The organism is Nonomuraea sp. NPDC049480 (genome assembly GCF_044465905.1).
GTDB lineage: Bacteria > Actinomycetota > Actinomycetes > Streptosporangiales > Streptosporangiaceae > Nonomuraea.
In genome coordinates this window covers 213,549-239,323 of sequence record NZ_JBITMD010000005.1, presented here as the reverse complement: position 1 = coordinate 239,323, position 25,775 = coordinate 213,549, and the positions used below count along the sequence as shown (strand labels likewise).

Genomic DNA, 25,775 nt, shown 5'->3' with positions numbered 1-25,775 from the left:
TGGACGACTTAGCCATGGCGTCTGTCTCACATCACCCTCTGGCCGTGCGACGAACGCCGGCCCTTCTCACCGGCCTGGAAGGCGACGGCCGCCCAGCCATACGCCGGCTATGTCGAGTGTGGCGTCGATGTTCGCCAGGGGATCGCCGTCGACCAGGAGGAGGTCGGCGCGCAGGCCCGGGGCGATGCGGCCGCGGTCGTGCAACGCGAAGCGGTCGGCGGGGGCGGAGGTGGCGGCGGTGAGGGCTTCGCGCGGGGTGAGGCCGGCCGCCACAAGGAGGGAGAGCTCCCGGTGGAGGGTCGCGCCGTGGGCGGTGCCGACGTTGGAGGCGTCAGAGCCGGCCAGGAGGGTGACGCCCGCGTCCCGGAACTCCGCGACCGTGCGGGTCGCCGCGGTGAGGTCGTGGCGGGCGCCCTCGCCCAGCGGGTACGGGCCCATGGTGAGCATCCGGCGCGACCCCTCGGTCAGGTACGGCGACACCCGCGGATCCGCCGCCAGGGCCTTGCCTCCCGTTCCCGGGCCGAACAGCTCGCCCAGCACGGCCAGGGTCGGCACCACCGCCGTCTCGCCCAGCTCATGGGCCGCCGAAGGGTCCGGGCGGTCCACGAACACGTGGCCGAGCACGTCGGCTCCCGCCCGTACCGCCTGGCGGGCGGTCTCGGCGGTGAGGGCGTGGGCGATGGCGATCTTGCCCCGGTCGTGGGCGGCCGACACCAGCGCGCCGGCCGTCTCCGCCGCCATGGAGGGCGTGGGCATGCCTGTCGTGGAGCCGTCGTCCAGGAGGATCTTGAGGTAGTCGGAGCCCTCGGCGAACCGGCTCGCCACGAACGCGTCCGCCTCGTCCGGGCTCACGACGGTCGGGAAGGGTGGCAGGAGGCCCATGTCCACCAGGTACCAGCCGTAGCCGCCGGGGACGGTGGCGGCGGTGCCCGCGGTGCGGAGGTCCGCCCCAGCGCTTCCGCGCAGGGCGTTGGCCTGGACGGGGTCGGACATCATGTCGAGGACGGTCGTCACGCCGAACAGCGCGGCCTGTTCGAGGTCGCCGGGGAAGACGTGGGCGTGGGCGTCGATCAGGCCGGGGAGCAGCGTCCGCCCGCGTCCCTCGATCACCTCATCGCCGGGAGCGGGCGGCAGGTCCTCGCCCAGAGAGAGGATGACGCCGCCGGAGACGGCCACGTTCGCCGACCGCAGCGTCGTGTCCCCGGTGAACACCCGCACATTCCTGAAGACCAGCCGTTTAGATACATGCATGCATGTATGAAAACATACATGCGCGCTTGTATGAAAGAGTTCGGTCATGCGACGAACGGCCGAGGAAGCGGCGGAGACCAGGAAGGCGCTCTTGAGGGCCGCGCTGGCCGTCTTCTCGGAGCGGGGTTACGCCGCCGCCACGCTCGCCGGCATCGCCGAGCGCGCCGGGGTGACGCGCGGGGCCGCGTACCACCACTTCAGCGACAAGGCCACGCTCTACCTGGCGACGATCAGCGAGTTGTGGGCGGAGGCGGCCGCGCCCGTCTGGGGGACGCTCGACGGCGACGGGCCGGTGATGGAGCGGCTCCGGCGGTTCCTGGTGGCGTTCTTCACCGCGCTGGAGCGGGATGCGACGATGCGGGAGGCGTTCGCGCTGTCGATGCGCAGCGCCGAGGGGTTCCCGGAGCTGGAGTCGGGGCTGCGGGACAAGCAGGTCATGATGGAGGACTGGAAACGCGGGCTGATGGAGCTGCTCGACGGAGCCGGGCTGCGCGACGGGGTGTCGGCGGAGGCCGCCGCTCTGGCGATCATCACGTCCGTGAACGGGACCGCCGCCACGTGGCTGGCCTGCCCCGGCCTGTTCTCGCCCGCCGATCAGGCCGGCGCGCTGGCCGACACCGTCTTGTACGGGATCACGCCGTGAACGCGGGCGCCGACGGGCTGAGGATCGCCGACCTGGGCGTCACCTGCCAGAGGGCGGTCAGCTCGTCGGAGAGCGTGGCCGTGAGGGACTCGATGTCCTCCTGAGCGGTGCCGTGCAGCGCCTCGGCGACGATCAGGACATCAGTGGTCGTGTCACGGACGGCCGAGTAGCCGCTCTGCCGATTGGTCCAGCGACGGGCGTGCGCCTTCCCTTCCGCGTCGGCGAAGACGACCTCCCCAGCGGGCGGGTGCTCCGTCTCACCGGAGAAGGTCAGGTATGTCTCCTCGCCAGTCGCGTACATGACCTCGACGTACTGGGAGATCTCGGCGAGGTCGAACACCGCCACGGGGATCGCGTACGCGATGGAGACCGCGTTGCACAGGTCGATCAGGGGATGCAGGCGGGGCAGGGCGCCTTCCTTACGGAAGCGGCGCAGCAGGGACTCCGACGCGCACCGGTATTGGGTCGGCTTGAGCCCCATCTTCGAGAACGCCCGCCGCCACGCCTGGATCTCCGGCAGCTCGCCCTCCGAGGCGGTCGCGAGCCGCTTGGCGGCGATCTCGCCGAACGTCGTGAGCCGATCCTCCACGGCGGCGTCCCCGGTGATGCCCCCGGCGACGATCACGCCGGGAACGAGCTCGGGGAAGTCCCGCCAGAGGTCCTCGGAATGCCGGAAACGCACGGTCACCTCGCCATCGTGGCCACGCCAGGCGGCCGTCCGCCGCGCCGATCACGATACCCGCATCCGCTCCGGCCAGGGACGGGTGGGTGCGCGGGCGGGCGCGCCGGACTCGGCGGAGGAAGCCGGCACGCTCTGGGATCGTCCTCAGCGGCCCTCGCGCTTGAGCCGGTAGAGGACGTGCCGGAGGAGCGGGCTGTCCTGCGGGACGAAGGGATGGTCGAAGTCCTCGGCGGGGTCCCTGGTCATGCCGAGGCGCTCCATCACGGCACGCGAGCGCAGGTTGCGCTCGGCCGTCATGGAGATGATCGCGTCGAGTCCGGCCTCGGTGAAGGCGTGCTCGACGGCCCGCCTGGCCGCCTCGGTGGCGTACCCGTGGCCCCAGGCCGATCGGGCCAGCCGCCAGCCGACCTCCACGGCGGGCAGGAAGGGCGCGTCGAACGTCTGCCAGGCCAGCCCGGCGAAGCCGATGAACCGCCCGCTCCCGCGTACCTCCAGGGCCCACAGCGAGTAGCCGCGCTCCTCGAACTGCCGCTCGATCTTGTCGACCATGGCGTCGCTCTGCTCGCGGGTGAGCGTCGCCGGGAAGTGCTCCATCACCTCGGGGTCGGCGTTCATGGCGGCGAAGGGCTCCCTGTCGTCTTCGCGCCATCTGCGCATGATCAGCCGCTCTGTCTCCATCCGCTCCACGATACGGGGCTCAGCGCCTGCTCTTGATCCCTGTGATGCGGCGGAACACGTCCCACCAGAACGGCGCCCCGAACAGCAGCGCCACGTACGTCAGCAGGAAGCCGGGCCAGTGGCTCGGCGTGCTGATCCGGTCCCACCACAGGCCGCCGTTCCAGTGCACGCCCGGGTCGCCCTGCTCCGGGATCGACACGCTGACCAGCGCCTGGTCGAGCATCTTGACGAGGGCGGGCTGGCTCAGCGTCTCGGTGACGCACCGCATCGGGTCCTCGCCCGTGCAGCGGGCCTTGAGCTCGTTGTACGCGTCCGGCCCTGCCTCCGCCACGGCCGTCACCGAGGCGCGGAAGGCGTTGTCGCGCAGCAGCGTCTTGGCGTACTCGAACCCGTCCATCGTGAACAGCAGCGTCACCGCCAGGCCGAGGACAGCGACGACCCACTTGACGTAGCGCCTGTACAGCATCGTCAGCCGCTGCATCTCCCCGTCGAACCAGGCCTCGACGCCCTGCCTGAACCGGTCGAGGTCGCGCTGCGCGGTCTCCCAGATGCCCTTGAGGTGGCCGTACAGCGGGCTGTCGATCGCCTTCAGCTTGGCCAGGAACCGGTCGACGTCGCCGTCCTCCCCCGCCGCCAGCTCCATCATCGCGACCGCGAACCGGCCGGGCGGGATGTTGGCGATGCTGGTCCTGCCCCGTGTGGCGTGGTCGATCTCCCTGACCCGCTCGTACAGCAGGTTGATCACGGAGTCGTCGGCCCTGGCCTCGGGCTCGGGCAGGCCGCCGGGCTGGGACGGCGCGGGCAGCTGGCTGTAGCGGGGGCGCGGGTCGCGGAGGAACGGCAGCCGCGTGAAGACGTCCCGGACCTTGGCCGGCAGCCACGCCCCGGCCTTGCCGGCGCCGTCCAGGGTGTCCCTGAGGTAGGCCCACAGGAACTTGCTGCGAATGGCCAGCACCCGGACGAACGCCTCGTTGATCCCGCTCACCAGGAGCGACAGCAGTAAGAACGACACCACCAGGCCGAGGGCCAGGTCCACGTAAACGGAGAGCACCGCGCCTTGATACACCGTCCTGGCGATGTTGGCCAGCCCTCACGAGCGCCGGGGCGCGGCGCTCCGGCGGCGAGGTTTCGTGAGGGCGTGGGCCAGCGCGTGCACGCCGCCCAGCACCAGCGGGAACGCCGCCAGCGCCGCCACACCCGCACGCCCGGGCCGCGCCTGGACCCCGGCGGCCCGCAGCCGCCGCCACGCCCACACCGAGAACGGGATCACCACCACGGGCGCGGTCACCGCCCCGGGCGTGTAGCCGCGCGTCACGGCCGCCTGCGCCAGGTGCGTCACCCCGTGCGCCCCGAACCCGGCCAGCGCGGCCTGGAAGACCGCGCTCCGCCCGCCCGTACGCGCCCCCAGCGCCGCCGCGCCCGCCATGACCCCGCCCATGAGCCCGATGGCCACGTTCACGTGCCGCTGTGACACCTCCAGCCGGTCCCACGGCACCCACGGAAGCCGCTGCTCCAGCCGCGGCCGCGCCGCGCGCGCCCACCGCGCCATGGTCGCCAGCTCCTCCGCGTCGTGCACGGCCCATGCCGCCAGCAAGCCCCACGTCACCGTGGCCGGAACCCGCCCCATACATGCCCTCCCCAAAAAGCAACGCAACGTTGCGTTCTATGCTACGGCGAACCGTGCGAGTCCTGTCAAGATGGAGGGGTGCCCAGGATCGAATCCACCGCAGCGCGGCTCGCCAAGCTCGGTTTCGCCGACGGCGCCAGGGCCGCCCAGCTCGTCCGCCAGGCGCCTGCCGGCCTCGACGACGTCCTGGAGTCGCTGGTCGACGTCGCCGACCCCGACTTGGCGCTCGTCTCCCTGACCCGCCTGACCGAACGCGAGCCGGCCGTGCTCGACACCCTCCGCCACGACGAGGACCTCAGGACCAGGCTGCTGGCCGTGCTCGGGGTCAGCGCCGCCCTGGGCGAGCACCTGGTACGCCATCCCGGCCAGATCGCGCTCCTGGCCGAGCCGCGCCTGGGAGAGGCCAGGGCCGAGCTGCTGCGGGCGGTCGGCGCCGAGCCCGATGCGGCCGAGCCGGTCGCCACGGAGGCGGACGCCCTGGTGGCGCTGCGGGTGGCGTACCGGGGCCGGCTGACGCACCTGGCGGCGCGTGACCTGACCGGGCAGGCGACGCTGCAGGAGGTCATGGCGGAGCTGTCCGACCTCGCGGGGGCGGCGCTGGAGGCGGCGCTGGCCATCGCCCGGGCGGAGACGGACGCGAGCCAGGTGCGCCTCGCGGTCATCGGCATGGGCAAGTGCGGCGCCAGGGAGCTCAACTACATCAGCGACGTGGACGTGATCTTCGTGGCCGAGCCGCGCGAGGGCGCCGACGAGGCCAAGGCGTTGCGTACCGCGACCCGGCTGGCCCAGGCCATGATGCGGGCCTGCACGGCGACCACGCCCGAGGGCTCGCTGTGGGAGGTGGACGCCGGCCTGCGCCCGGAGGGCCGCTCCGGGCCGCTGGTGCGCACGCTCGGCAGCCACCTGGCCTACTACCGGCGCTGGGCCAAGACGTGGGAGTTCCAGGCGCTGCTCAAGGCCCGGCCGGTGGCGGGCGACCTGGAGCTGGGCGCGGCCTACGTCGAGGCGGTCAACGACATGGTGTGGTCGGCGGCCACCCGCGAGCGCTTCGTCGAGGACGTGCAGGCCATGCGCCGCCGGGTCGAGGCCCATGTGCGCGCCGAGGGCGAACGGCAGCTCAAGCTGGGCCCCGGCGGCCTGCGCGACATCGAGTTCGCGGTGCAGCTGCTGCAGCTCGTGCACGGGCGGCTCGATCCGCTGCTGCGCCGGCGGGCCACGCTGCCGGCGCTGGCCGCCCTCTCCAGGGGCGGATACGTCGGCCGCGACGACTCGCGCGGGCTGGCGGAGGCGTACTCGTACCTGCGCCAGGTCGAGCACCTGCTGCAGTTGCACCGGCTGCGGCGCACGCACATCGTGCCCACGGGCGAGGCCGACCTGCGCAGGCTGGGCCGGGCGCTCGGCATGCAGACCGATCCGGTGGGCGAGTTCACGGCCAGGTGGCGGCGGCACGCGATGGAGGCGCGGCGGCTGCACGAGAAGCTGTTCTACCGGCCGCTGCTGCAAGCCGTGTCACGGCTGCAGGAGTCGGAGGCGCGGCTGTCGGCCACGGCGGCGGCCGCCCGGCTGGAGGCGCTCGGCTACGTCGACCCGAACGGGGCGCTGCGCCACCTCGCCGCCCTCACCTCGGGCGTGTCCAGGCGGGCCGCGATCCAGCGCACGCTGCTGCCGGTCATGCTGGGCTGGTTCGCCGACACGCCGGACCCGGACGCGGCGCTGCTGGGGTTCAGGCAGGTCAGCGACAAGCTGGGCAGCACGCCGTGGTACCTGCGGCTGCTGCGCGACGAGACGGCCGTGGCCGCGAGGATGGCACGGGTACTGGGCACCAGCCGCTACGCGACCGGCCTGCTCATGCACGCGCCCGACGCGATCACCATGCTGGGCTCGGACCAGGAGCTGGCCGTGCGGCCCGTGGAGTCGCTGCTCGGCGAGGCGTCCGCAGCGGTGTCCAGGCACGCGGGCAACCCCGAGACCGCCGTGGCGGCCGTGCGGGCGCTGCGCAGGAAGGAGCTGTTCCGCACGGCCGTGGCCGACATCTCCGGGCTCGTCGGCATCGAGACGGTCGGCGCCGCGCTGTCGGCGCTGACCGACGTGACGCTCCAGGCGGCCCTCGACGCGGCGCTCGGCAAAGCGGCGAACGTCACCTCGTTCGCGATCATCGCCATGGGCCGGCTGGGCGGCATGGAGTGTTCCTACGCCAGCGACGCCGACATCATGTTCGTCCACTCGCCCCTGCCGGGGGTCGAGGAGCGCGAGGCCACGGACGCCGCGTTCGCCGTCGCCAACGAGCTGCGCCGGCTGCTGTCGCTGCCCGCGCCCGACCCTCCCCTGATCATCGATCCCGACCTGCGGCCGGAAGGGCGGCAGGGCCCGCTGGTGCGTACGCTGGCCTCCTACCGCGCCTACTACTCGCGCTGGTCGTCGCCGTGGGAGTCGCAGGCGCTGCTGCGGGCCAGGTTCTCGGCCGGGGACGCCGAGCTGGGGGCCGCGTTCGTGGCGATGATCGACGAGCTGCGCTACCCGCAGGGCGGGCTGCACGACGACGCGGTCAGGGAGATCAGGCGGCTCAAGGCCCGCATGGAGGCCGAGCGGCTGCCGCGCGGGGCCGATCCGGGCCTGCACACCAAGCTCGGCCCCGGCGGGCTGTCCGACGTGGAGTGGGTGGCCCAGCTGCTGCAGCTGTGCCACGCGGGCACGCTGCCGTCACTGCGCACCACACGTACGCTCGGCGCCCTGCGCGCGGCCGTGGCCGAGGGCCTGCTCGGTCCCGCCGACGAGGCCGTGCTGGCCGAGGCGTGGCGCTTCGCCTCCCGCATCAGAGACGCGATCATGCTGGTCAGGGGCCGTCCCGGCGACAGCGTTCCGCGTGACGCGGGCCAGCGCAAGCTGCTCGCCCAGACGCTCGGCTATCCGCCGGACGGCTCGGAGGACTTCCTGGACGACTACCGGCGGGTGACGCGCCGGGCCCGCCTCGTGGTGGACCGGGTCTTCTACGGGGGTTGACCGGCGTGGCCTTGGATGGACGCGTCCGGGTCAGGGGTGGCGGGCGTTGGTTCTGACGACGTCGGCGAAGGCCTGCGCCACCGGGCGCCAGGTCGCGATGAGGGCGTTCTCGGCGGCCTTGACCTCGGCGTTCAGGTCCTCCGCCGCGTCCAGGTCCGATTCCGCGGTCCACGAGGCGAAGATCTCCGGCGTGGCCTCGGGATGGAACTGGACCGCCCACGCGGCCTCCCCGAGCCGGTAGGCCTGGTTCGGGTACTGCGAGCCGGTCATCAACGGCACCGCCCCGTCGGGCAACCGGGCCATGGCGTCCTGGTGGTACTGGACGGCCACGGCCGTGCCGACGCCCGACAGCAGCCGGTCGGAGGCGGCGGCAGGCAGGGCGGCGACCTCGCGGGCGCCTACTTCCAGCCCGTTCGCCCCCCGCTCCACCGTCCCGCCGCAGGCCATGGTCAGCAGTTGCGCGCCCAGGCAGACGGCGAGCGTGGGCGTGGCCTCGTCGACGGCCCGCAGCAGCAGGTCGCGGGTGGCGGGATGCCAGGGACTGCGTTCGTCCTCCCAGGCGGCCGCCGCCCCGCCGAGCACGATCAGGCCGTCCGCGGCCCGCCCGGGAACCTCCTCCCCCAGGTACGGCCGCACGACCGCACAGTCCAGCCCCAGCCAGCCGGCGAGATATCCGAGCCCGGCCTCGGCCTCGTGCTCGATCACGGTGATACGCATATGGGTCATTATCCGGAACAATCACCCATCCGACACCATCGCCCCCGACCGGCCGCAAAGGAAACGGCCCCCGAGCGCGCGCTGCTCAGGGGCCGTCCGGGACCGGGTCAGCGTGGAGCGATCCAGGTGGCGCGCCCGGCTGCGACCAGCGTGCCGTCGGCCTCGTAGATGGCGCTCTGGCCGTACATCTTGCGCCCGTCGCGGCCGGTCGGGCGGGCCACCACGGAGTACTGGCCACCGGCGCGCACCGGCCGGTGCATCTGCACGGCCAGCCGCCCGAGCAGCGCGGTCTCGCCGGGGCCGAAGTGCGCCCAGCCGGTGATGCAGTCGAGCACCGCACCGATGATCGAGGCCGGCACCCCGTCCTCGCCCGCCACCGTGAAAGGCACCCGCCAGCCGGCGGCCACCAGGTCCGTGCCCTCGACCGGCCCGGGGAAGATCCGCAGGCCGTCGCCCGGCTCGCGCAGCCCGCACGCGAAGCACTCCGCGAACGGGTGCACCTGCAGGCCGACGAACCCGGCCTCGGCACGGGCGGCGTCGTTGAACGGCACGAACCCGGGCCCCTCCAGGTCCTCGGCCACCGGGATGGCCTCGACGAGCAGCTTGTCGCCGTGCGAGAGGGACACGGAGTTGGCCACGTGCTCCAGCCGCAGCACGGTCTTCAGGGGGGTGGGGGCATGGAGCGTGACCTCGACGGCTGATCCACCGCCGTTCAGAGCCTCGGCCATGGTGCCCGCTATCCAGCCGCCGTTGGCGAGGCCTTCGGGCCCGCGGAAACGCTCGGGAACGGTCAACACGGTCTGCAAGGCAGCCGTCGTCATGCCACACCCTCCAATATCGCCACATGAGGCGCAAAGTCCGGAAATATCATTAAGAGCACGCCGATTTTACCTGGAGTCCCGGTTTACCCGGAGGCCGGGGTTCCCTACGTCGCGCTCCGTACCACCACATAACGCCTCGAAGGAGTCCGAAACTTCCCCACCCTGGGTCGAAACCTAGGCGCCACAGGTGGCGCGGATGTGACTCGGGAGTCAGAAGCAACGAAAATCGGCCTCACCCCGGGACCGCTCCCGGAGTGAGGCCGATCAAGGCGTCGCCAGTACCTTAGCCGGGATTTCAGGTGCCCCGCGACCAAATCTCCCGAAAGGAGGGAGGTCAGAGGGGGCGTTCGTGCCGCACACTGTCGGCATGGATCGGTTGACCTCCTGGGAGCACCGCACCAGCACGGCACTCCTCGTGATCGGCACGGGGTTCCTGCTCAGCTGGGCGATCCCTGTGCTCGTGCCCGGGTTGCCCCCGGCCGCGCACACCGCCTTCTCGTACCTCCAGGTCACCGCCTGGTGCCTGTTCACCGCCGACTACCTGATCCGCCTCGCGATCGCGCCGCGCCGCCTGCGCTTCTTCATCCGGAACATCCCCTCCCTCCTCGTCGTCGTCCTCCCCCTGCTGCGACCGCTGTGGCTGCTGCGGGCACTGCTCCTCCTGCAGGTCGTCGCCGAGCGGGTCCAGCTCCCGCTGCGCCTGCGCGCCGTCGTGTACGTGAGCGGCACCGCCCTGTTCCTCGCCGCTGTCGGCAGCGTCGCCGTCCTCGAAGTGGAACGCGACAACCTCGACGGCAACATCAAGACCGTCGGCGACGCCCTGTGGTGGTCGATCACCACGATGACCACCGTCGGCTACGGCGACCGCTTCCCGGTGACATCGGAAGGGCGGCTGGTGGCGACGGCCCTGATGATCGCCGGCATCGCCCTGCTCGGCGTCGTCACCGCGGCCATCGCCTCCTGGTTCGTCGAGCGGTTCGAGCGCGCGGCGGCCATGGAACGCCGTACGGAGGCCGAGCTTTCCCAGCTCGTCGCCGAGCTCGCCGAGGCCCGCAAGGCGCTGGCCGACCTGGCTGGCACGCAGGAGGCCCTGCGTACCGAACTGGCCGGGCTCACCGCCCGCCTCTCCGCCCAGTCCGAGTCATAGAGCCGAATTCATATCCTCTCCGGCGCGCGCCCGGCCGCGCCCTCGGTGATGCTGGGAGGCACGTACGACGGGAGAGGAACGGTGGACCTTGCAGGATGAGCCGGTGCAGGGCGCGATGGTGCGGTATCCGCCCAGGTCTCTGGTCATCCTGACCGGGCTCCCGGGCGCGGGCAAGACCACCCTGCTGCGACGCCTGTACGGGCTGCACGGCGCGGAGAGCGTGCCCGTCGCCAGGGACGCGGTGGTGGTCATCGACTCGTACCAGTCCAGGCGGCACTGGGACGGCCGGCTCGCCTGGGCCCCCTATCCGGTACGCCGCGCCGTGGTCTTCGTCACCCACCTGACCCGCATCCGGCAGGCCCTGGCCGGTGGCCGCTCGGTCATCGCGCACAACCGGGGCTGCGCGCCGTACGTGCTGCGCGGCTTCGCCTGGCTGGCCCGCCGCCACGGCGCCACCTTCCACCTGCTCCTGCTGGACGCGCCGCCGGAGGCGGCCCTGGCCGGCCAGCGGGCCAGGGGCCGGGTGGTGGCGCCCCGCACGTTCGCCCGCCATCAGCGCAGGTGGGATGGTCTGGTGGCGCGGGTCAAGAGCGGCGACCCCGCCCCGGCCGCCGACGCCCTCATCGTGGACCGCGCCGCGGCCGCCCTCCTGGAGTCCATCGTCTTCGACGACGGTGCACCCTCCCCTGATCCGGTAAGCCGGAAATTCCGGATAACGGAATAACCTCTTTCCCACCGTTCACAACGATCACTCCATACGCTTGCCGCTCAGACAAAACGGGGAAACGTTCCAACGTCGGCTACGGGGAGGCGCGGGCGTCGCTGAGCTCTGCTCGCGTGCCCGCCCATGTCCGCTGACGGCTGGATCCCCTCCAATCCCCCCGGAGGTCCAGTGAGACTACGGTCTCTTCTGGTGAGCACGTCTGTGCTCGCCATGACTGCGACGGCGGCGCTCGCCGTCGCAGCACCCGCTCAGGCGGCCACAGGCGATCCTGAGATCGCCCGGAGCGTGACGGCCGACGTGAAGAGCGGCGAGAAGGTACGCGCGATCATCGAGCTGAAGAAGGGCGAGAACGTCTCAGCCGTGGCCGGCAGGGCCGAGGCGGCGTCCGCGGGCAAGCAGGTGATCGACCAGAGGAGCTCCAACGAGTTCCTGGTCGCCACCCTGGACAAGAAGACGCTCGAGGCGGTCAAGAGCGACAACGGGGTCGCGGCGATCTACGAGGACCGGCTGCTGAAGCCCTCGCTCGACGTCAGCACCAAGTTGATCGGCTCGGACAAGGCCAACGAAGCCGGCTGGACCGGCAAGGGCTCGACCGTCGCGATCGTCGACACCGGCATCGACCGTGACCACCCGTTCTTCGCCGGACGGATCGTGGACGAGGCCTGCTTCTCCAGCAGCTACCCCGATCCCGCGTACCAGGCCGAGTCGCTGTGCCCGAACGGCGGGGAGCAGCAGACGGGAGCGGGCGCGGCCGACGCCGAGACCGCAAAGTGCGTCGTCTCCGGCGAGAACGAGTGCTACCACGGCACGCACGTGGCCGGCATCGCGGCGGGCAAGAAGGCCGGCAGCGCCCCCTCCAACGGCGTCGCCCCCGAGGCGGGCATCCTGCCCATCCAGGTCTTCTCCCGGTTCAACGGCCCCATCTGCCAGGAGATCGGCACCTCGGCCCCCTGCTTCCTCAGCTTCACCTCTGACCAGAAGCTGGCGCTGGACTACGTCGAGAGCGTCGCCGGCGCGAAGAAGGTCGTCGCGGCCAACATGAGCCTCGGCGGCGGTCCGAAGCAGACCACGAACTGCGACAACGACCCCGAGTACGGCGCGCTCGCGCCCGAGGTGGCCGCGCTGCTGCAGTCCGGTGTGGCCACGGTGATCGCCGCGGGCAACGAGGGCCACCAGAACGGCGTCTCCAGCCCTGCCTGCCTCTCCCAGGCGGTCACGGTCGGCGCCACCGACGACAACGACGCTCCGGCCGCGTTCGGCAACCGGGGCAAGCTGCTCGACCTGTTCGCGCCCGGTGTGGGCATCAACTCCTCCATCCCGGACGACACCTACGGCCCGCTCAGCGGCACCTCGATGGCCGCTCCGCACGTGGCCGGAGCGCTGGCGGTGATGCGGCAGGCCTACCCGAGCCAGACCGTCGGCTCGCTCGTCCAGAAGCTGCAGAGCACCGGGAAGGCGATCCGGTACGCCAGCAACGGCACCCAGGTGACCACCAAGCGCATCGACCTCGTGCCCGCGCTGCCCCCCAAGGCGACCCAGAGCCCGACCCCCACCCCCACGGTGACCCCGACGGCGACGCCCACGGCCACCCCGACCGCGACGCCCACCTCCACCAAGACGCCGACGCCGAGCCCCACCCCGACGCCGACGCGCACCAACGACCCTGAGGACCCGGTCGTGAACATCGACCTGATCCCGGTCCCCGACGACTGCGCCCGGGGCACCGCCAGGACCCCGCTGAGCGCCAAGACCTGGGCCAAGGAGATGTTGCGGAACAAGGGCATGCTGAGCGACCAGACGCTGCTCTGCTACCTGACGCTGGCCCAGAACGGCAGCAAGGTCTTCCCCGAGCTGAGGGACGCGACCACGCTCGCCAAGGCGTACAAGGTGCTCGGCACCAAGAGCAAGGCCGCCAAGGCGCTGCTCGACCGCGAACTGCTGGGCGCCTGGCTGAACTACGCGCACGGCGTGTACAACGGCTCGGCCAAGGTCCACGGCAAGACGACCCTGAACAAGGCCATCGCGAGCGCGGAGAAGTACCGTACGGGTAAGAGCACGGCCGCCCAGATGAAGAAGGCAGCGGTCTTCCTGTACAAGCACGTCAACAAGTAGAAATTTCCAAAAAGCGGGTCACGCCGGGGGCGTGGCCCGCTTTTTCATGTCGATCCGGACAGAAGCCGTTCGTGTAGAGGGTGAGACCCGACGGAAAGGAGTACACCCATGAAGCACTACGTTCTCACCATGTACCAGGGCGACGGCGAGCCGCCCGGACCCGAGATCCTGGACCCGATCATGCGGGACCTGGACGCCCTCGGCCAGGAGATGCGGGACGCCGGGGTCTGGGTCTTCTCCGGCGGGCTGCAGCCGGCGGACCAGGCGCGGGTGATCCGGATGCGAGGCGACGAGCCGTTCACCACGGACGGCCCGTACACCGAGGGCAAGGAGCACATCGGCGGCTTCACGATCATCCAGGCGCCCGACATGGAGACGGCGCTCGCATGGGGCCGCAAGATGGCCGAGGCCGTGGCGCTACTCCCGATCGAGGTGCGCGAGTTCCAGGGGTGACTTCCTGCCCACGGCTGAAGGCGGGGGGCTCCACGCTCAAGGAGAACCGATGACCGGCCGGCCCCGGCGCGAGAAGCGCTCGCGCCGGGTCGCGGCAAGCCAGGTCAGAGCACGGGCAGGTAGCGGCCGAGCTCGAACTCGGTGACGTGGCGGCGGTATTCGCGCCACTCCGTCCGCTTGTTGCGCAGGAAGAAGTCGAAGACGTGCTCACCCAGCGTCTCGGCCACCAGCTCGCTGCGCTCCATGACCTCGATCGCGTCGTTGAGCGACCCCGGCAACGGCTGGATGCCGAGGGCGCGCCGCTCGGCGCTGGTCAGCGTCCACACGTTGTCCTCGGCCGCGGGCGGCAGCTCGTAGCTCTCCTCGATGCCCTTCAGCCCCGCCGCGAGGATCAGCGCGAACGCCAGGTACGGGTTGCAGGCCGAGTCGAGCGAGCGGAACTCGATGCGCGTGGAGCCGCCCTTGTGCGGCTTGTACATCGGCACCCGGACCAGGGCCGAGCGGTTGTTGTGGCCCCAGCACACGTACGACGGCGCCTCGCCGCCCAGACCGGCGATGGCCTCCGCGCCGCCCCACAGCCGCTTGTAGGAGTTGACCCACTGGTTGGTGACGGCGGTGATCTCGGCGGCGTGCTTGAGCAGCCCCGCGATGAACGACCTGCCGATCTTGGACAGGCGGTAGTCGGAGCCGGCCTCGTAGAAGGCGTTCCTGTCGCCCTCGAACAGCGACATGTGCGTGTGCATGCCGGAGCCCGGGTGCTCGGTGAACGGCTTGGGCATGAACGAGGCCCAGATCCCCTGCTCCAGCGCGACCTCCTTCATGACCAGGCGGAAGGTCATGATGTTGTCGGCCGTGGTGAGCGCGTCGGCGTAGCGCAGGTCGATCTCCTGCTGACCGGGCGCGCCCTCGTGGTGGCTGAACTCGACGGAGATGCCCATCGACTCCAGCATCATGATCGCCTGGCGGCGGAAGTCGTGGCCGGAGCTGTGGGGCGTGTGGTCGAAGTAGCCGCCGGAGTCGATCGGCTGGGGCCGCTCGCCCGCCTCGGGGCGGTTCTTCAGCAGGAAGAACTCGATCTCCGGGTGGGTGTAGAACGTGAAGCCCATGTCGGCGCACTTGGCGAGCGTGCGCTTGAGGACCCAGCGCGGGTCGGCATGGGACGGCGAGCCGTCCGGCATGAGGATGTCGCAGAAGATGCGCGCCGCGCCGGGCGTCTCGCTGCGCCAGGGCAAAATCTGGAACGTCGACGGATCCGGCTTGGCGAGCATGTCGGACTCGTAGACGCGGGCGAAGCCCTCGATGGCCGAGCCGTCGAACCCGATGCCCTCGGCGAAGGCCCCTTCGAGTTCGGCCGGCGCGATGGCGACGGACTTGAGGAAGCCGAGAACGTCGGTGAACCAGAGCCGGATGAACCGGATGTCGCGTTCCTCGAGCGTGCGGAGCACGAACTCCTGCTGGCGGTCCAAGGCATCCCCTCAAAAAGACAGTACAGGTCTCCTACCAGGATGCCGTGTCCGTGTTTCGCACACGTTACGGGGGGCACGGGTGCGAGCCTCGCTGACAAAGCCCCCGCCCCGTCCTACTGTGATCACGCAGTCAGTCTCGGGGGAGGCATTGGTGGCTATCGACCTGCTCAATCACAAGCTCGATCGGGCGTTCGACCACATCGACGCGAACGGCAACGGCGTCGTCGAGCGTGAGGACTTGCTGGGGCTGGGCGCCCGCATCCTGGTGGGCTTCGGGGAGTCCCCCACCTCGGTCACCGGGGCCAGCCTCGTCGACAGCTTCGACGGCATCTGGTCCGCCCTGGCGCGGGCGCTCGAACGCGACGGGGACTCCGGCATCGCGCGCCCGGACTTCCGCGCCGCGATGACGGCGGCGTTCGTCACCGGCGACCAGTACGAGCCGGTGTTCCGGCCGGCCACGGTCGCGGTGGCGGAGCTGTGCGACGGCGACCGTGACGGCGAGATCGGCCCCGCCGAGTTCCGCACGATGTTGTGCGCGTTCGGCGTCGCCTACGACGACGTGGACGAGGCGTTCGACCGGCTGGACCGGGCGGGCATGGGCATCCTGACCGTGGACGATCTGGTCGCGGCCGCCTCCGACTACTACCGGAGCGACGACCCGAACGCCGCGGGCAACTGGCTCTTCGGTCCCCTATGAGCATCACCATGAGCACCACCGTGTTCGCCACGGTGCGTACCGCGCTGCGTTCGGTCCTGGCCTCGATGATGCCGCTGCCGCGCAGGGGCGGCGCGGCGGCCCTGGCGTTGCTGCCGCTCACCGAGCGGGTGCCGGCGATGGCCCAGCCGTGCCGGATGCACCCGGCCGTGTACGCGATCGAGGCCGCGGTCATCGACTGGGCCAGGAGGACGGGCCTGCGGGCCGATCCCGGCGTCGGCTTCCACCGGATGGCGGGCCGGGCGTTCGCCGAGTTCGACGCGGCCGCGGCGGCGCTGTTCGCGCAGTGGCTGACGTGGCTGTTCCACCTGGACGACGAGCTGGACGAGGGCGAGTGCCGGCTGGAGGTCTTCCACGGCATGCTCCAGGGCGCGGCACGCCATCCGCTGGAGGCGGCGTTCGCGGACCTGTGGCGGGTGACGAGCGTGCGGATGAGCGACCGGTGGCGGGCCAGGTTCGCGGTGGGGCTGCAGCGCCAGCACGACGCGTGCCGTACCGAGGCCGACAACCGGGCGGCGGGCCGGATGCCGACGCTGGAGGAGTATCCGGCGCTGCGCAGGGGCACGGTCGGGCCGTACCTGTACGACCTGGTCGAGCCGTGCCTGCGGGTGGAGGTGCCGGCCTGGGTGCACGACTCGGAGCCCTGGCAGCAGCTGGTGAGCGCCTGCAGCGACGTCACCGCCTGGTGCAACGACGTGGCCTCGCGTCCGAAGGAGCGCGGCGACGTGCACAACTTCGTCGTGCTCGCGATGCGCCAGCTCGGCCTGGGAGAGCGGGAGGCGACGGGCTGGGTGCTGGACAGGATCGCCCAGCGCTGCGAGGACATGCGCAAGGCGGCCAGGCGGCTGCCGCTGCAGGATCTGGCACCGAAGGCGGCCAGGGACGTCAGCAAGGTCGCCTGCGCGTACCTGGCGGCGCCCCGGGCGCACCTGGACTGGCTCCTGGAGTCGACGCGCTATGTGGGACCGGCGAGCATGTCACCGGCGGGGGTGCGGCGGTAGAGGACCTGCTTGCCGACCCGCATCCCCACCGCGAGCCCGCCGCCGCTGAGCACCCCGAGGTGCTGGCTGACCGCGCCGGGCGTGAGCGACATGCGGGTGGCCAGGGCGGTGGTGGTGCTGGGCTCGGCCAGCGCGAGCAGGATCTGCGCCCGGCTCCGGCCGATCAGCGCCGCCAGCGCCTCGGGCGCGGGCGGCGGGCCGTGCTCCCACAGCGTGCCGACGCCCCGCACGGGGTAGACGAGCATCGACTGGTACGGCGCCGACATGACGGCCACGGACGGCCAGTAGAACGCGCTCGGCACGAGCACGAGCCCGTCGCCGTGCAGCCCGCTCGTCGTGCACCAGGGCCGGTCGATGATCAGCCGCTCCCCCGTCCACTCCACGGCCGGGTCGAGCCCGGCGAACAGCTCGCGCGCCCCGCCCTGGGCGAGCTGCCGCGACCGGCGCAGGACGTCGCGTTCCAGCAGGGCGTACACGCGGGGCCAGTACTCGGCGAAGCACGTCTCCCAGTACGCCTGCAGCGCGTCCGTGACCCTGGCCACGCCGGCCTCGGGATCGGCACTGAACCGTGCGATCACGGCCGGGTCCGTGCCCCTGACCCGCCCGGCCTCCTCGCGGGCCCGCTCGGGAGCGGTGCGCCTGACCCGGTCGAGCTCGGCGGCGAAGTCGGGCATCGGCGTGTCGGGGGGCGGGGTGATGAAGTCGGCCAGGTATCCGGCCGGCGGCACGAGCGCGAGCAGCTCGGTCAGGTCGAGCGCGGCCGCCCGGGGCCTGACCGCCTTGAGCCACGGCAGGTGGATGGACTGCCGGGCGGGCTTCTGCAGGGTGCGCAGGCTGGCCACGAGCTCCCACATCGGGGAGAACGCGAACCGGATGCGCGCCACGTCTTCCGGCCGCAGCACCCACGTAACGGACATCCCTTTAGTGTGGGCTAAATCGTTCGCCCCATCAAAGCGGTAGATATCAATCTTGGTCGCGTGACGAGCGCCATCCATGAGAAGCCATCGTTCCTGCGGTCCCAGGTCGGCGGGCTGCCCCGCCCGTTCTGGGCCCTGTGGGGCGGCACGCTGGTGAACCGGCTGGGCACCATGGTCATGCCCTTCACCGGCGTCTACCTCACTCAGAGCCGCGGCCTGTCGGTGACCGCCGCGGGCCTGGTGATGGGCGTCTTCGGCGTGGGATCGCTGCTGTCGCAGCCGCTCGCGGGCGTGCTCGCCGACCGGATCGGGCGGCGCGCCACGTTATCGGGCGGCATGCTGGCCACGGCCGCGACCATGCTGGCGCTCGGCTACAGCACGTCGCTGCCGGCGATCGTGGCCTCGATGTTCGCGCTCGGCGTGGTGATGGACCTCTACCGGCCCGCGTCCAACGCCCTGGTCGCCGACCTGGTGCCGCCGGCGGAGCGGCCCCGGGCGTACGGGCTGCTGTTCTGGGGGATCAACCTGGGCTTCTCGGTGGGGATGACGGCCGGGGGCTGGCTGGCGGGGCTCGGGTTCATCTGGCTGTTCTGGATCGACGCGCTGTCGGGCGTGGTCTTCGCGGTGCTGGTCTGGCGGGCGGTCCCGGAGACGCGGCCTGAGGGGGCGAGGGAGTCGTCCGGGGGCTTCGGGGTGGTGCTGCGGGACCGGGTGATGGTGGCGTTCACGCTGGTGGTGCTTGGACAGGCGCTGGTGTACGCGCAGACGTTCACCATGCTGCCGGTGGCGATGACCGAGGTCGCGGGGCTGACGCCGGCACAGTACGGGCTGGCCATGGCGCTGAACGGGGTGCTGATCGTCGTCGTGCAGCCGCTGGTGTCCGGGTGGCTGGGCCGCCGGGACGCCTCCCGTACGTTCGCCCTGGGCGTGGCCGTGATGGGGGCCGGGTTCGCGATGACCGCGTTCGTCACCAGCACGCTGGGGCTGGCGGTGACGATCGCGGTGTGGACCGCGGGCGAGGTCGTCACGGCGGGCATCGCGGGCTCGATCGTGGCCGCGCTGGCGCCCGAGCACCTGCGGGGCCGGTACTCAGGGCTGTTCGGTTTCGCCTGGTCGGTGGCCGCGGCGCTGGCGCCGCTGCTCGGCGGGCCGTTGCTGGAGATCGGAGTGGAGGCGCTGTGGTTCACGGTCGGCGGGGTCGGCGTGGTCTCCGCGGCCGGCATGCTGGCGCTCGGGCCGGCGATTCGCCGCCGTTGAGAGAATTTTGATCGGTTGTTGGCTCATGCCCGATAATTTCCACCGAGTTCGGGGTGGAAAGGGCAGGTGGGATGCGCCGCGCGGGATGGCTGAGGAGCGTGGCGATCGGCATCGCCACGGTCGCCGTCGTCCTGGAGCTCATCGACATCTGGGTGACGGCGCAACTGCCGCAGCCGGCGTACACGCCGCTGCCCCTCGCGCCTGAGGACATGGCGGGCACCGCCTTCCCGGTCTTCGGCGCGATCCTCGTCTACAGCAGGCCGCGCCTGGTCATCGGGTGGCTGCTGTGCGTCGGCGGGCTGAGCGCCGCGGCCAACATCCTGTCGGCCAACGTCTTCCAGCTCCTGTACGGCAGCGCGAGCCACGGCAGGGTGATCGTCAACCTGACGTGGCAGGTCCTGGAGCTGACCCTCGGCGTGCTGCTCCCGCTGCTCTACCCGGTCGGATCGCTGCTGTCGAAGCGCTGGCGCCGGGTGATCTGGCTGGCCGTCTCGGGGATGGCGCTCGACTGGGCGGCGCTGGCGATCGGCCAGAAAGGGCTGAGGGACCCGGCGCACTGGATGGTGGCGGCCGCCATGGCATTGGCGTTCGCCTCCATCGTGGTGCGGTTCAAGCGCGGCGGCCCGGTGGAGCGGCGGCAGCTCATGTGGCTGCTGGTGGCGCTGCCGGGACTGCTGGTCCCGTGGATGCTGGGCGGCTCGGCGTGGTGGGTGGCGACGCTGACCATCCCGCTGGTCCCGGCCGCGATCGCGGTGGCGGTGCTGCGCTACCGGCTGTTCGGCATCGACACGCTGATCAGCCGGGCGCTGGTGGGCACCGGCCTGGCGATCGTGACCACGGGCGTGTACGTGGCCGTGAGCGCGGCGGGCAGCGTCTTCCTGTCGGAGGTGGACCGGGTCGCGGGGATCGGGGCGGCGGTGTTCGCCGGGGCGTTCTTCCAGCCGATGCGGCGCGGGCTGCAGCGTGGTGTGGACCGCCTGCTCTACGGCAGCACCGGCGTGCCGAGCGCGCTGGCCAGGCGGCTGCGGTACCGGCTCCAGCACGCCGACCCGGTGCACGGGCTGCTGGCCACGCTGGACGTGCTGCGCGAGGGGCTGTCGGTGACCGGCGTGGCGGTGGAGCTGGACGGCACGGTCACCACGTCGGGAGCGGTGGCGGCCGGACCGGACGCGGGACCGGCGCCACCCGCCGCCAAGACGATCGTGCTGGTGTGGCACGGGGAGCCGGTGGGCCTGCTGCTGATCGGGCCGACCGACCGGCGCAGGTTCGCCGCGGCGCACGACGAGCGGGTGATCGCGACGCTGACGCCGTACATCGCCGACGCCGCGCACGCCGTGCGCCTGACGACGGCCTTGCAACGCTCCCGCGAGCGCATCCTGACGACGCGCGAGGAGGAGCGGCGGCGGCTGCGCCGCGACCTGCACGACGGGCTCGGGCAGTCGCTCACGGGCATGGCCATGTCGATCAACGCCGCCCGGCTGACCATGCGCGCCGCGCCGGAGGACGCCGACCGGCTGCTCGCCGACCTGCGCGCCGGCATGGACGCGGTGAGCGGTGACATCAGGCAGCTCGTGTACGGCCTGCGCCCGCCCGCCCTCGACGAGCTGGGCCTGGCGGGCGCGGTGGAGGAGCTGGCGCGGGCGCCGATCGAGACCTCGGGCGACCTGGACCGGCTGCCCGCGGCCGCCGAGGTGGCCGCGTACCGAATCGTCCAGGAGGCCCTCACCAACGCCCGCAAGCACGCCCGCGCCACCAGGATCGCGGTCGCCCTGCGGCGCGACGACCGGCTCCGCGTGACCGTCACCGACGACGGCGTGGGGCTGCCGGCGGACGCCCGGCCGGGCGTGGGGCTGGCCTCCATGCGGGAGCGCGCCGCCGAGCTCGGGGGCACGTGCGTCGTGCGTGAGGCCGAAGGAGGGGGCACGGTGGTCCACGCCGAGCTGCCACTGTGACTTTTCGCCATGTACCAGGACCCATTCCTCCCTCTACAGTTACGCGTGAAATGCTGACATTCACCGCGCTAGGACCGTTCCAGGCATGGGCGGACGGCGACCCTCTCGACCTCGGCGGCCAGCGGCAGCGGGCGGTGCTCGCCCGCCTGCTCGTGGCGGGCGGCCGCGCCGTGCCCGTGAACACCCTCATCGACGAGCTCTGGCCGGGCAGTCCGCCCGCGCAGGCCCTGTCCACCATCCAGGGTTACGTCTCCCGCCTGCGCCGCGCGCTGGAGCCCGAGCGCGCGCCGCGTGAGGAGGCCGGCGTACTGGTGTCCGCGCCGCCCGGCTACGCCCTGCGGGCCGGGACCGGGCAGGTGGACGCCTGGCAGTTCGAGGGCCTGGTGAAGTCGGAGGGCTCACCCGCGCAGGTGTGGGTGGCCATGGACACCGCTCTGGGGCTGTGGCGCGGGCCGGCGCTGGCCGAGTTCGCCGAGCTGAGCTGGGCCGCGACGGAGGCGGGCCGGCTGGAGGAGCTGCGGTTGATCGCCGTCGAGCGGCGGGCCGGCGCCGGGCTCGCGCTGGGCCGGGCGACGTCGCTGGTGGCCGACCTGGAGGCGCACGCGTCGGCGCACCCGCTGCGCGAGGAGGCCTGGCGGCTGCTGGCCGTGGCCCTGTACCGGATGGGCCGCCAGGGCGACGGGCTGGCCGCGCTGCGCCGGGCGCGCGCGGTGTGGCGCGACGAGCTGGGCCTCGACCTGTCGGCCGGGCTCCGGCGCCTGGAGGCCGACATGCTCGCCCAGCGCCTGGAGGAGCCGCCGCCCGCCGAGGCGGCGCCCCGGGCGGATGGCGCCGGCGAGGACGCGGACGTGCTGCGGGTGCTGGTGGCCGACGACCAGGCCCTCGTACGGGCCGGGGTGCGGGCCATGCTGGACAGCGATCCCGGGGTGACGCTGGCCGGCGAGGCGGGCAACGGCGAGGAGGCGATCGCGCAGGTCCGCGAGACGCGGCCGGACGTGGTGCTGCTCGACATCCAGATGCCGCACCTGGACGGCCTGGCCGCCGCGCGCCGGATCCTGGCCGGGGAGCGGCCGCCGAAGGTCGTCATGATGACGACGTTCGGCAGCGACGAGAACCTTTACGGTGCCCTGCGGGCGGGCGTGAGCGGATTCCTGCTGAAGACGGCGGCTCCGGAGCAGTTCCTGGCCGCGATCAGGGCCGCCGCGGCGGGGGACGCGCTCATCGACCCGGCGCTCACCACGCGGCTGATCTCGGCGTTCGCCGGGCGCACCGACCCCGCCTCTCCCCCAGCGCTGGCCGGGCTGTCCGACGACCGGCTCGACGTGCTCAAACTCGTCGCCAGAGGGCTGACGAACCGGCAGATCGGGCAGACGCTCTCGCTGCCGGAGGAGGAGGTGGCGCTCCTGGTGAAGTCGCTGCTTGAGCACCTCGGGCTGTTCGACCGGGCGCAGCTGGTGATGGCCGCGTACGAGTCCGGATTGGTCACACCTGGCGACAAGGCACACTTTTCGTCGCTTTGACGATAAAAATCATGGCGTACTACGCTTGTCGCGTGGCACAACTCCGGATTGCCCTGGCACAGACGAACCCGACCGTCGGCGACCTGACCGCGAACGCGGAGCGGCTGATCGCGTGGACCCGCGACGCCGCCGACCGCGGGGCCCACCTCGTCGTCTTCACCGAGATGTTCCTCACCGGCTACCCCGTGGAGGATCTGGTGCTGCGCACGTCCTTCGTGGACGCCAGCATCAGGACCCTGGAGGAGGTGGCGCGCAGGCTGGAGCGCGAGGGCCTGGGCGAGCTGCCCGTCGTGGTCGGCTACGTCGACCGGGCCGGTCTCGCGCCCCGCGTGGGCCAGCCGAAGGGCGCCCCGCTGGACGCGGCCGCGCTGCTGCACAAGGGCGAGGTGGTGACCAGGACCGCCAAGCACCACCTGCCGAACTACGGCGTGTTCGACGAATACCGCTACTTCGTCCGCGGGGACCGGCTGCCGATCTTCCGGCTCCACGGAGTCGACGTGGCGATCGCCGTCTGCGAGGACCTCTGGCAGGAGGGCGGTCCCGTGTCCGTCGTGGGGCAGGCGGGGGCCGGGCTGGTGGTGGTGCCGAACGCCTCGCCGTACGAGAAGGAGAAGGACGACGTACGCCTGGAGCTGTGCGTGCGCCGCGCCCGCGAGGCCGGGTGCGGGCTCGTCTACGTGAACCAGGTCGGCGGGCAGGACGAGCTGGTCTTCGACGGCGACTCGATCGTGGTGGACGGCTCGGGCGAGCTGGTGGCGCGGGCGGGGCAGTTCCGCGAGGAGCTGCTGATCGTCGACCTGGACGACCTGCCGGTCTCGGACGCCTCGCCGGGGACGTTCCCGTACGACGCGGGAGACGGTTCCACGATCACCGTCGAGCGCCTGGTTTTGTCGGAGGAGCCGGTCGCGCCCTATCCGGCCGAGCCGGCGCGCATCGCCGAGCGGCTGGACCTGCACGCCGAGGTCTATGCGGCGCTGGTGCTCGGGGTCAGGGACTACGTGCGCAAGAACGGGTTCCGGTCGGTCATCCTGGGCCTGTCGGGCGGCATCGACTCGGCGCTGACCGCGACGATCGCCTCCGACGCCATCGGCCCCTCGCGTGTCAACGTGGTGCTGATGCCCTCCCGCTACTCGTCGGACCACTCGCTGGCGGACGCCGAGGACCTGGTGCTCCGGCAGGGGATCACCTCGCAGATCGTGCCGATCGCCGACATCGTCAACGCGTACGAGAAGGAGATCGAGCTGTCCGGCCTGTCCTCCGAGAACCTCCAGGCCAGGGTGCGCGGCATGATCCTCATGGGGCTGTCCAACCAGCACGGCCACCTGGTGCTGACCACGGGCAACAAGAGCGAGCTCGCGACCGGCTACTCCACCCTCTACGGCGACTCGGCCGGCGGTTTCGCGCCGATCAAGGACGTGCCGAAGACGATGGTGTGGGAGCTGTCCAGGTGGCGCAACGCGCACTCGGACCCGGAGTTCCTGCTCGAGGCCGACCGCCCGATCCCGGAGAACTCGATCACCAAGGAGCCGAGCGCGGAGCTGCGCCCGGACCAGCGCGACACGGACTCCCTGCCGCCGTACGAGGTACTGGACCGGCTGCTGGACGACTACGTGGAGAAGGACATGGGCTCGCAGGAGCTCATCGCGGCCGGGCACGATCCGGAGCTGGTGACGCGGATGATCAGGCTGGTGGACCTGGCGGAATACAAGCGCCGCCAATATCCTCCCGGCCCCAAGATCACGCCGAAGAACTTCGGCCGGGACCGCCGCCTGCCCATCACCAACCGGTGGCGCGAGAACACCGCCTGAGAGCCGCCCGCGGTCTCGGCCTGGGACAGGAACGGCACGGCGGCCCGCACGTCGCTCGTGACGCGCCGGTCGACCCAGATCACGCTCACGAGCCGGGCCCAGGCTGACCGGCTGCCTGGGGAACAGCCAGGCCATCATGCCCGCGCGCCGATCCCACTGCCTTTCCCCGGCTCCTGGAAAATACGTAACCTGTAGGTTACGCTTTATCCGTGGACGAGGTGGCAGGGGCGATCGCGGACCCGGTGCGGCGGCAGATCCTGGTGATGCTCCGGGACGGGCGGCTCTCCGCCGGCGAGGTCGCCGAGCGCTTCCCCATCAGCCGCCCCGCCGTGAGCCGCCACCTGCGCGTGCTCAGGGAGAGCGGGCTGGTGCGCGTGGAGCTCATCGGCAGGCAGCGCTTCTACATGCTCGATCCGGAGCAGTTCACGGAGCTCATCGCGTGGCTCGCCCAGTTCATCCGGCCCTCCGGCTGGGAGCACCGCTTCGACGCGCTGGAGACCGAGGTCTACCGGACGCGCCGCGAACGCCGCTCACGCGACACCGGAGACGACAGAGAGGAAAGCATGGCATGAACCGCTTCCCCACCGGCAAGCTCTTCCGGACCGGCGCCGGCAGTGATCTCGTCCTCACCCGGACCTTCCGCGCGCCCGCCGAGGACGTGTGGGCCAGCCTCACCGAGCCGGAGCGCACGGCCCGCTGGTACGGCCCGTGGGAGGGTCAGGCCGGCCCCGGCCGGACGATCAAGGTCCAGCTGCTGTTCGAGGAGCAGAAGCCCTGGTACGAGATGCGTATCGAAGCGTGCGAGCCGCCGCGGCGGCTGGAGCTGTCCGCGCGCGACGAGGCCGGGTCCTGGCACCTGGAGCTGCTGCTGGCGGAGTCGGACGGCGCGACCGAGCTGCGGTTCGTCCAGCACCTGGACACCGAGGAAGGGATCGGCGAGATCGGGCCCGGCTGGGAGTACTACCTCGACATGCTGGTGGCCTCCCGCGACGGCTCCCCCCTGCCCGACTTCGACGACTACTACCCCTCGATGAAGCCGTACTACGAACAGCTGACGGCGACGGAGTCGTAGACAGCCGGTCGCGATCACCTTTCCGAAGGTGCGCAGGCACAGGGTCAACGAGGTGTGCTTGGGCACGTCGTGCCGGCGGGTGTGCGCCCGGGGCGGGCACGAGGAGCTGCCGGCGAGCGACGACCTCTACCGGGAGCTCGTGGCGGCCCTGCGGATCGCCTCCGGAAAGGCCGTGGCCTGCCGCTGAGGATTGTCGGTGGCGGCTGGCACAG

24 protein-coding genes are annotated in these 25,775 nt (G+C 71.8%); 15 read left to right on the top strand and 9 right to left on the bottom strand.

The window, feature by feature from the left end:
• Nucleotides 1-66 precede the first annotated feature (66 nt).
• Nucleotides 67-1,251: an amidohydrolase family protein gene (locus ACIBX3_RS17150; protein WP_397117854.1), complete on the bottom strand. Its 1,185-nt coding sequence runs from the start codon at nt 1,249-1,251 to the stop codon at nt 67-69.
• A gap of 46 nt (nt 1,252-1,297) precedes the next feature.
• Between ACIBX3_RS17150 and ACIBX3_RS17145 the strand changes: the two genes are divergently transcribed.
• Entirely contained in the window at nt 1,298-1,894 is a 597-nt protein-coding gene (locus ACIBX3_RS17145) for a TetR family transcriptional regulator (RefSeq protein WP_397117852.1), read from the top strand.
• Here ACIBX3_RS17145 and ACIBX3_RS17140 read toward each other — a convergent pair.
• The 4 genes from ACIBX3_RS17140 to ACIBX3_RS17125 all read right to left on the bottom strand — a co-directional run bounded on the left by ACIBX3_RS17140 (nt 1,884) and on the right by ACIBX3_RS17125 (nt 4,881).
• Nucleotides 1,884-2,582 carry a B3/4 domain-containing protein gene (locus ACIBX3_RS17140; RefSeq protein ID WP_397117850.1) on the bottom strand — a complete coding sequence of 233 codons (699 nt, stop codon included), beginning with the start codon at nt 2,580-2,582 and terminating at the stop codon, nt 1,884-1,886. The two genes, ACIBX3_RS17145 and ACIBX3_RS17140, sit on opposite strands and share 11 nt — an antisense overlap.
• Before the next feature lie 138 nt (nt 2,583-2,720).
• Nucleotides 2,721-3,254 carry a GNAT family N-acetyltransferase gene (locus ACIBX3_RS17135; protein WP_397117848.1) on the bottom strand — a complete coding sequence of 178 codons (534 nt, stop codon included), beginning with the start codon at nt 3,252-3,254 and terminating at the stop codon, nt 2,721-2,723.
• A 19-nt stretch (nt 3,255-3,273) separates the two neighbouring features.
• Nucleotides 3,274-4,305: a hypothetical protein gene (locus tag ACIBX3_RS17130; RefSeq protein ID WP_397117846.1), complete on the bottom strand. Its 1,032-nt coding sequence runs from the start codon at nt 4,303-4,305 to the stop codon at nt 3,274-3,276.
• A gap of 39 nt (nt 4,306-4,344) precedes the next feature.
• Nucleotides 4,345-4,881, bottom strand: coding sequence for an HXXEE domain-containing protein (locus ACIBX3_RS17125; RefSeq protein WP_397117844.1), 537 nt, complete (start codon nt 4,879-4,881; stop codon nt 4,345-4,347).
• 78 nt (nt 4,882-4,959) lie between these two features.
• On the opposite strand from ACIBX3_RS17125, the gene ACIBX3_RS17120 reads away from it, so the two are divergent.
• Nucleotides 4,960-7,881: a bifunctional [glutamine synthetase] adenylyltransferase/[glutamine synthetase]-adenylyl-L-tyrosine phosphorylase gene (locus ACIBX3_RS17120; RefSeq protein ID WP_397117842.1), complete on the top strand. Its 2,922-nt coding sequence runs from the start codon at nt 4,960-4,962 to the stop codon at nt 7,879-7,881.
• 30 nt (nt 7,882-7,911) lie between these two features.
• On the opposite strand, the gene ACIBX3_RS17115 is transcribed toward ACIBX3_RS17120, so the two are convergent.
• Together ACIBX3_RS17115 and ACIBX3_RS17110 are read right to left on the bottom strand one after the other, a co-directional pair.
• On the bottom strand, nt 7,912-8,598 hold the full coding sequence (locus ACIBX3_RS17115) for a type 1 glutamine amidotransferase (RefSeq protein WP_397117840.1): 687 nt from the start codon (nt 8,596-8,598) through the stop codon (nt 7,912-7,914).
• Nucleotides 8,599-8,705: 107 nt separating this feature from the next.
• Nucleotides 8,706-9,419 (bottom strand): PaaI family thioesterase, encoded by a 714-nt coding sequence (locus tag ACIBX3_RS17110; protein WP_397117838.1) that lies wholly within the window; start codon nt 9,417-9,419, stop codon nt 8,706-8,708.
• A gap of 367 nt (nt 9,420-9,786) precedes the next feature.
• Here ACIBX3_RS17110 and ACIBX3_RS17105 point away from each other — a divergent pair, with 367 nt between their 5' ends.
• From ACIBX3_RS17105 to ACIBX3_RS17090, 4 genes are all read left to right on the top strand, one after another.
• On the top strand, nt 9,787-10,566 hold the full coding sequence (locus ACIBX3_RS17105) for an ion channel (protein ID WP_397117836.1): 780 nt from the start codon (nt 9,787-9,789) through the stop codon (nt 10,564-10,566).
• A gap of 88 nt (nt 10,567-10,654) precedes the next feature.
• Nucleotides 10,655-11,290 (top strand): AAA family ATPase, encoded by a 636-nt coding sequence (locus tag ACIBX3_RS17100; protein ID WP_397117834.1) that lies wholly within the window; start codon nt 10,655-10,657, stop codon nt 11,288-11,290.
• Nucleotides 11,291-11,479: 189 nt separating this feature from the next.
• Nucleotides 11,480-13,402, top strand: coding sequence for a S8 family peptidase (locus tag ACIBX3_RS17095; RefSeq protein WP_397117833.1), 1,923 nt, complete (start codon nt 11,480-11,482; stop codon nt 13,400-13,402).
• Between the two features lie 108 nt (nt 13,403-13,510).
• Nucleotides 13,511-13,855, top strand: coding sequence for a YciI family protein (locus tag ACIBX3_RS17090; RefSeq protein ID WP_397117831.1), 345 nt, complete (start codon nt 13,511-13,513; stop codon nt 13,853-13,855).
• A gap of 104 nt (nt 13,856-13,959) precedes the next feature.
• On the opposite strand, the gene glnA is transcribed toward ACIBX3_RS17090, so the two are convergent.
• Nucleotides 13,960-15,321, bottom strand: a complete 1,362-nt coding sequence (glnA, locus tag ACIBX3_RS17085) for a type I glutamate--ammonia ligase (RefSeq protein ID WP_397117829.1) — start codon at nt 15,319-15,321, stop codon at nt 13,960-13,962.
• A 151-nt stretch (nt 15,322-15,472) separates the two neighbouring features.
• Between glnA and ACIBX3_RS17080 the strand changes: the two genes are divergently transcribed.
• Nucleotides 15,473-16,018: an EF-hand domain-containing protein gene (locus ACIBX3_RS17080; protein ID WP_397117827.1), complete on the top strand. Its 546-nt coding sequence runs from the start codon at nt 15,473-15,475 to the stop codon at nt 16,016-16,018.
• A gap of 8 nt (nt 16,019-16,026) precedes the next feature.
• On the top strand, nt 16,027-17,037 hold the full coding sequence (locus tag ACIBX3_RS17075; RefSeq protein ID WP_397117825.1) for a terpene synthase family protein: 1,011 nt from the start codon (nt 16,027-16,029) through the stop codon (nt 17,035-17,037).
• Here ACIBX3_RS17075 and ACIBX3_RS17070 read toward each other — a convergent pair.
• A complete protein-coding gene (locus ACIBX3_RS17070; RefSeq protein ID WP_397117823.1) occupies nt 16,992-17,954 on the bottom strand; it encodes a DUF5937 family protein in 963 nt (320 codons plus the stop codon). The two genes, ACIBX3_RS17075 and ACIBX3_RS17070, sit on opposite strands and share 46 nt — an antisense overlap.
• 60 nt (nt 17,955-18,014) lie before the next feature.
• Here ACIBX3_RS17070 and ACIBX3_RS17065 point away from each other — a divergent pair, with 60 nt between their 5' ends.
• From ACIBX3_RS17065 to ACIBX3_RS17035, 7 genes are all read left to right on the top strand, one after another.
• Entirely contained in the window at nt 18,015-19,211 is a 1,197-nt protein-coding gene (locus tag ACIBX3_RS17065) for an MDR family MFS transporter (protein ID WP_397117822.1), read from the top strand.
• A 98-nt stretch (nt 19,212-19,309) separates the two neighbouring features.
• On the top strand, nt 19,310-21,163 hold the full coding sequence (locus ACIBX3_RS17060) for a sensor histidine kinase (RefSeq protein WP_397117820.1): 1,854 nt from the start codon (nt 19,310-19,312) through the stop codon (nt 21,161-21,163).
• 50 nt (nt 21,164-21,213) lie between these two features.
• On the top strand, nt 21,214-22,683 hold the full coding sequence (locus tag ACIBX3_RS17055) for a BTAD domain-containing putative transcriptional regulator (protein ID WP_397117818.1): 1,470 nt from the start codon (nt 21,214-21,216) through the stop codon (nt 22,681-22,683).
• Nucleotides 22,684-22,715: 32 nt separating this feature from the next.
• Entirely contained in the window at nt 22,716-24,491 is a 1,776-nt protein-coding gene (locus tag ACIBX3_RS17050) for an NAD+ synthase (RefSeq protein ID WP_397117816.1), read from the top strand.
• 209 nt (nt 24,492-24,700) lie between these two features.
• Nucleotides 24,701-25,063 (top strand): metalloregulator ArsR/SmtB family transcription factor, encoded by a 363-nt coding sequence (locus ACIBX3_RS17045; RefSeq protein ID WP_397117814.1) that lies wholly within the window; start codon nt 24,701-24,703, stop codon nt 25,061-25,063.
• Nucleotides 25,060-25,563: an SRPBCC family protein gene (locus ACIBX3_RS17040; RefSeq protein WP_397117812.1), complete on the top strand. Its 504-nt coding sequence runs from the start codon at nt 25,060-25,062 to the stop codon at nt 25,561-25,563. Before ACIBX3_RS17045 ends, ACIBX3_RS17040 begins: the two co-directional genes overlap by 4 nt.
• A gap of 28 nt (nt 25,564-25,591) precedes the next feature.
• The gene (locus tag ACIBX3_RS17035; protein WP_397117811.1) at nt 25,592-25,750 is read left to right on the top strand and encodes a hypothetical protein; all 159 of its coding nucleotides are present in this window, start codon (nt 25,592-25,594) and stop codon (nt 25,748-25,750) included.
• The last annotated feature ends 25 nt before the right edge of the window (nt 25,751-25,775 follow it).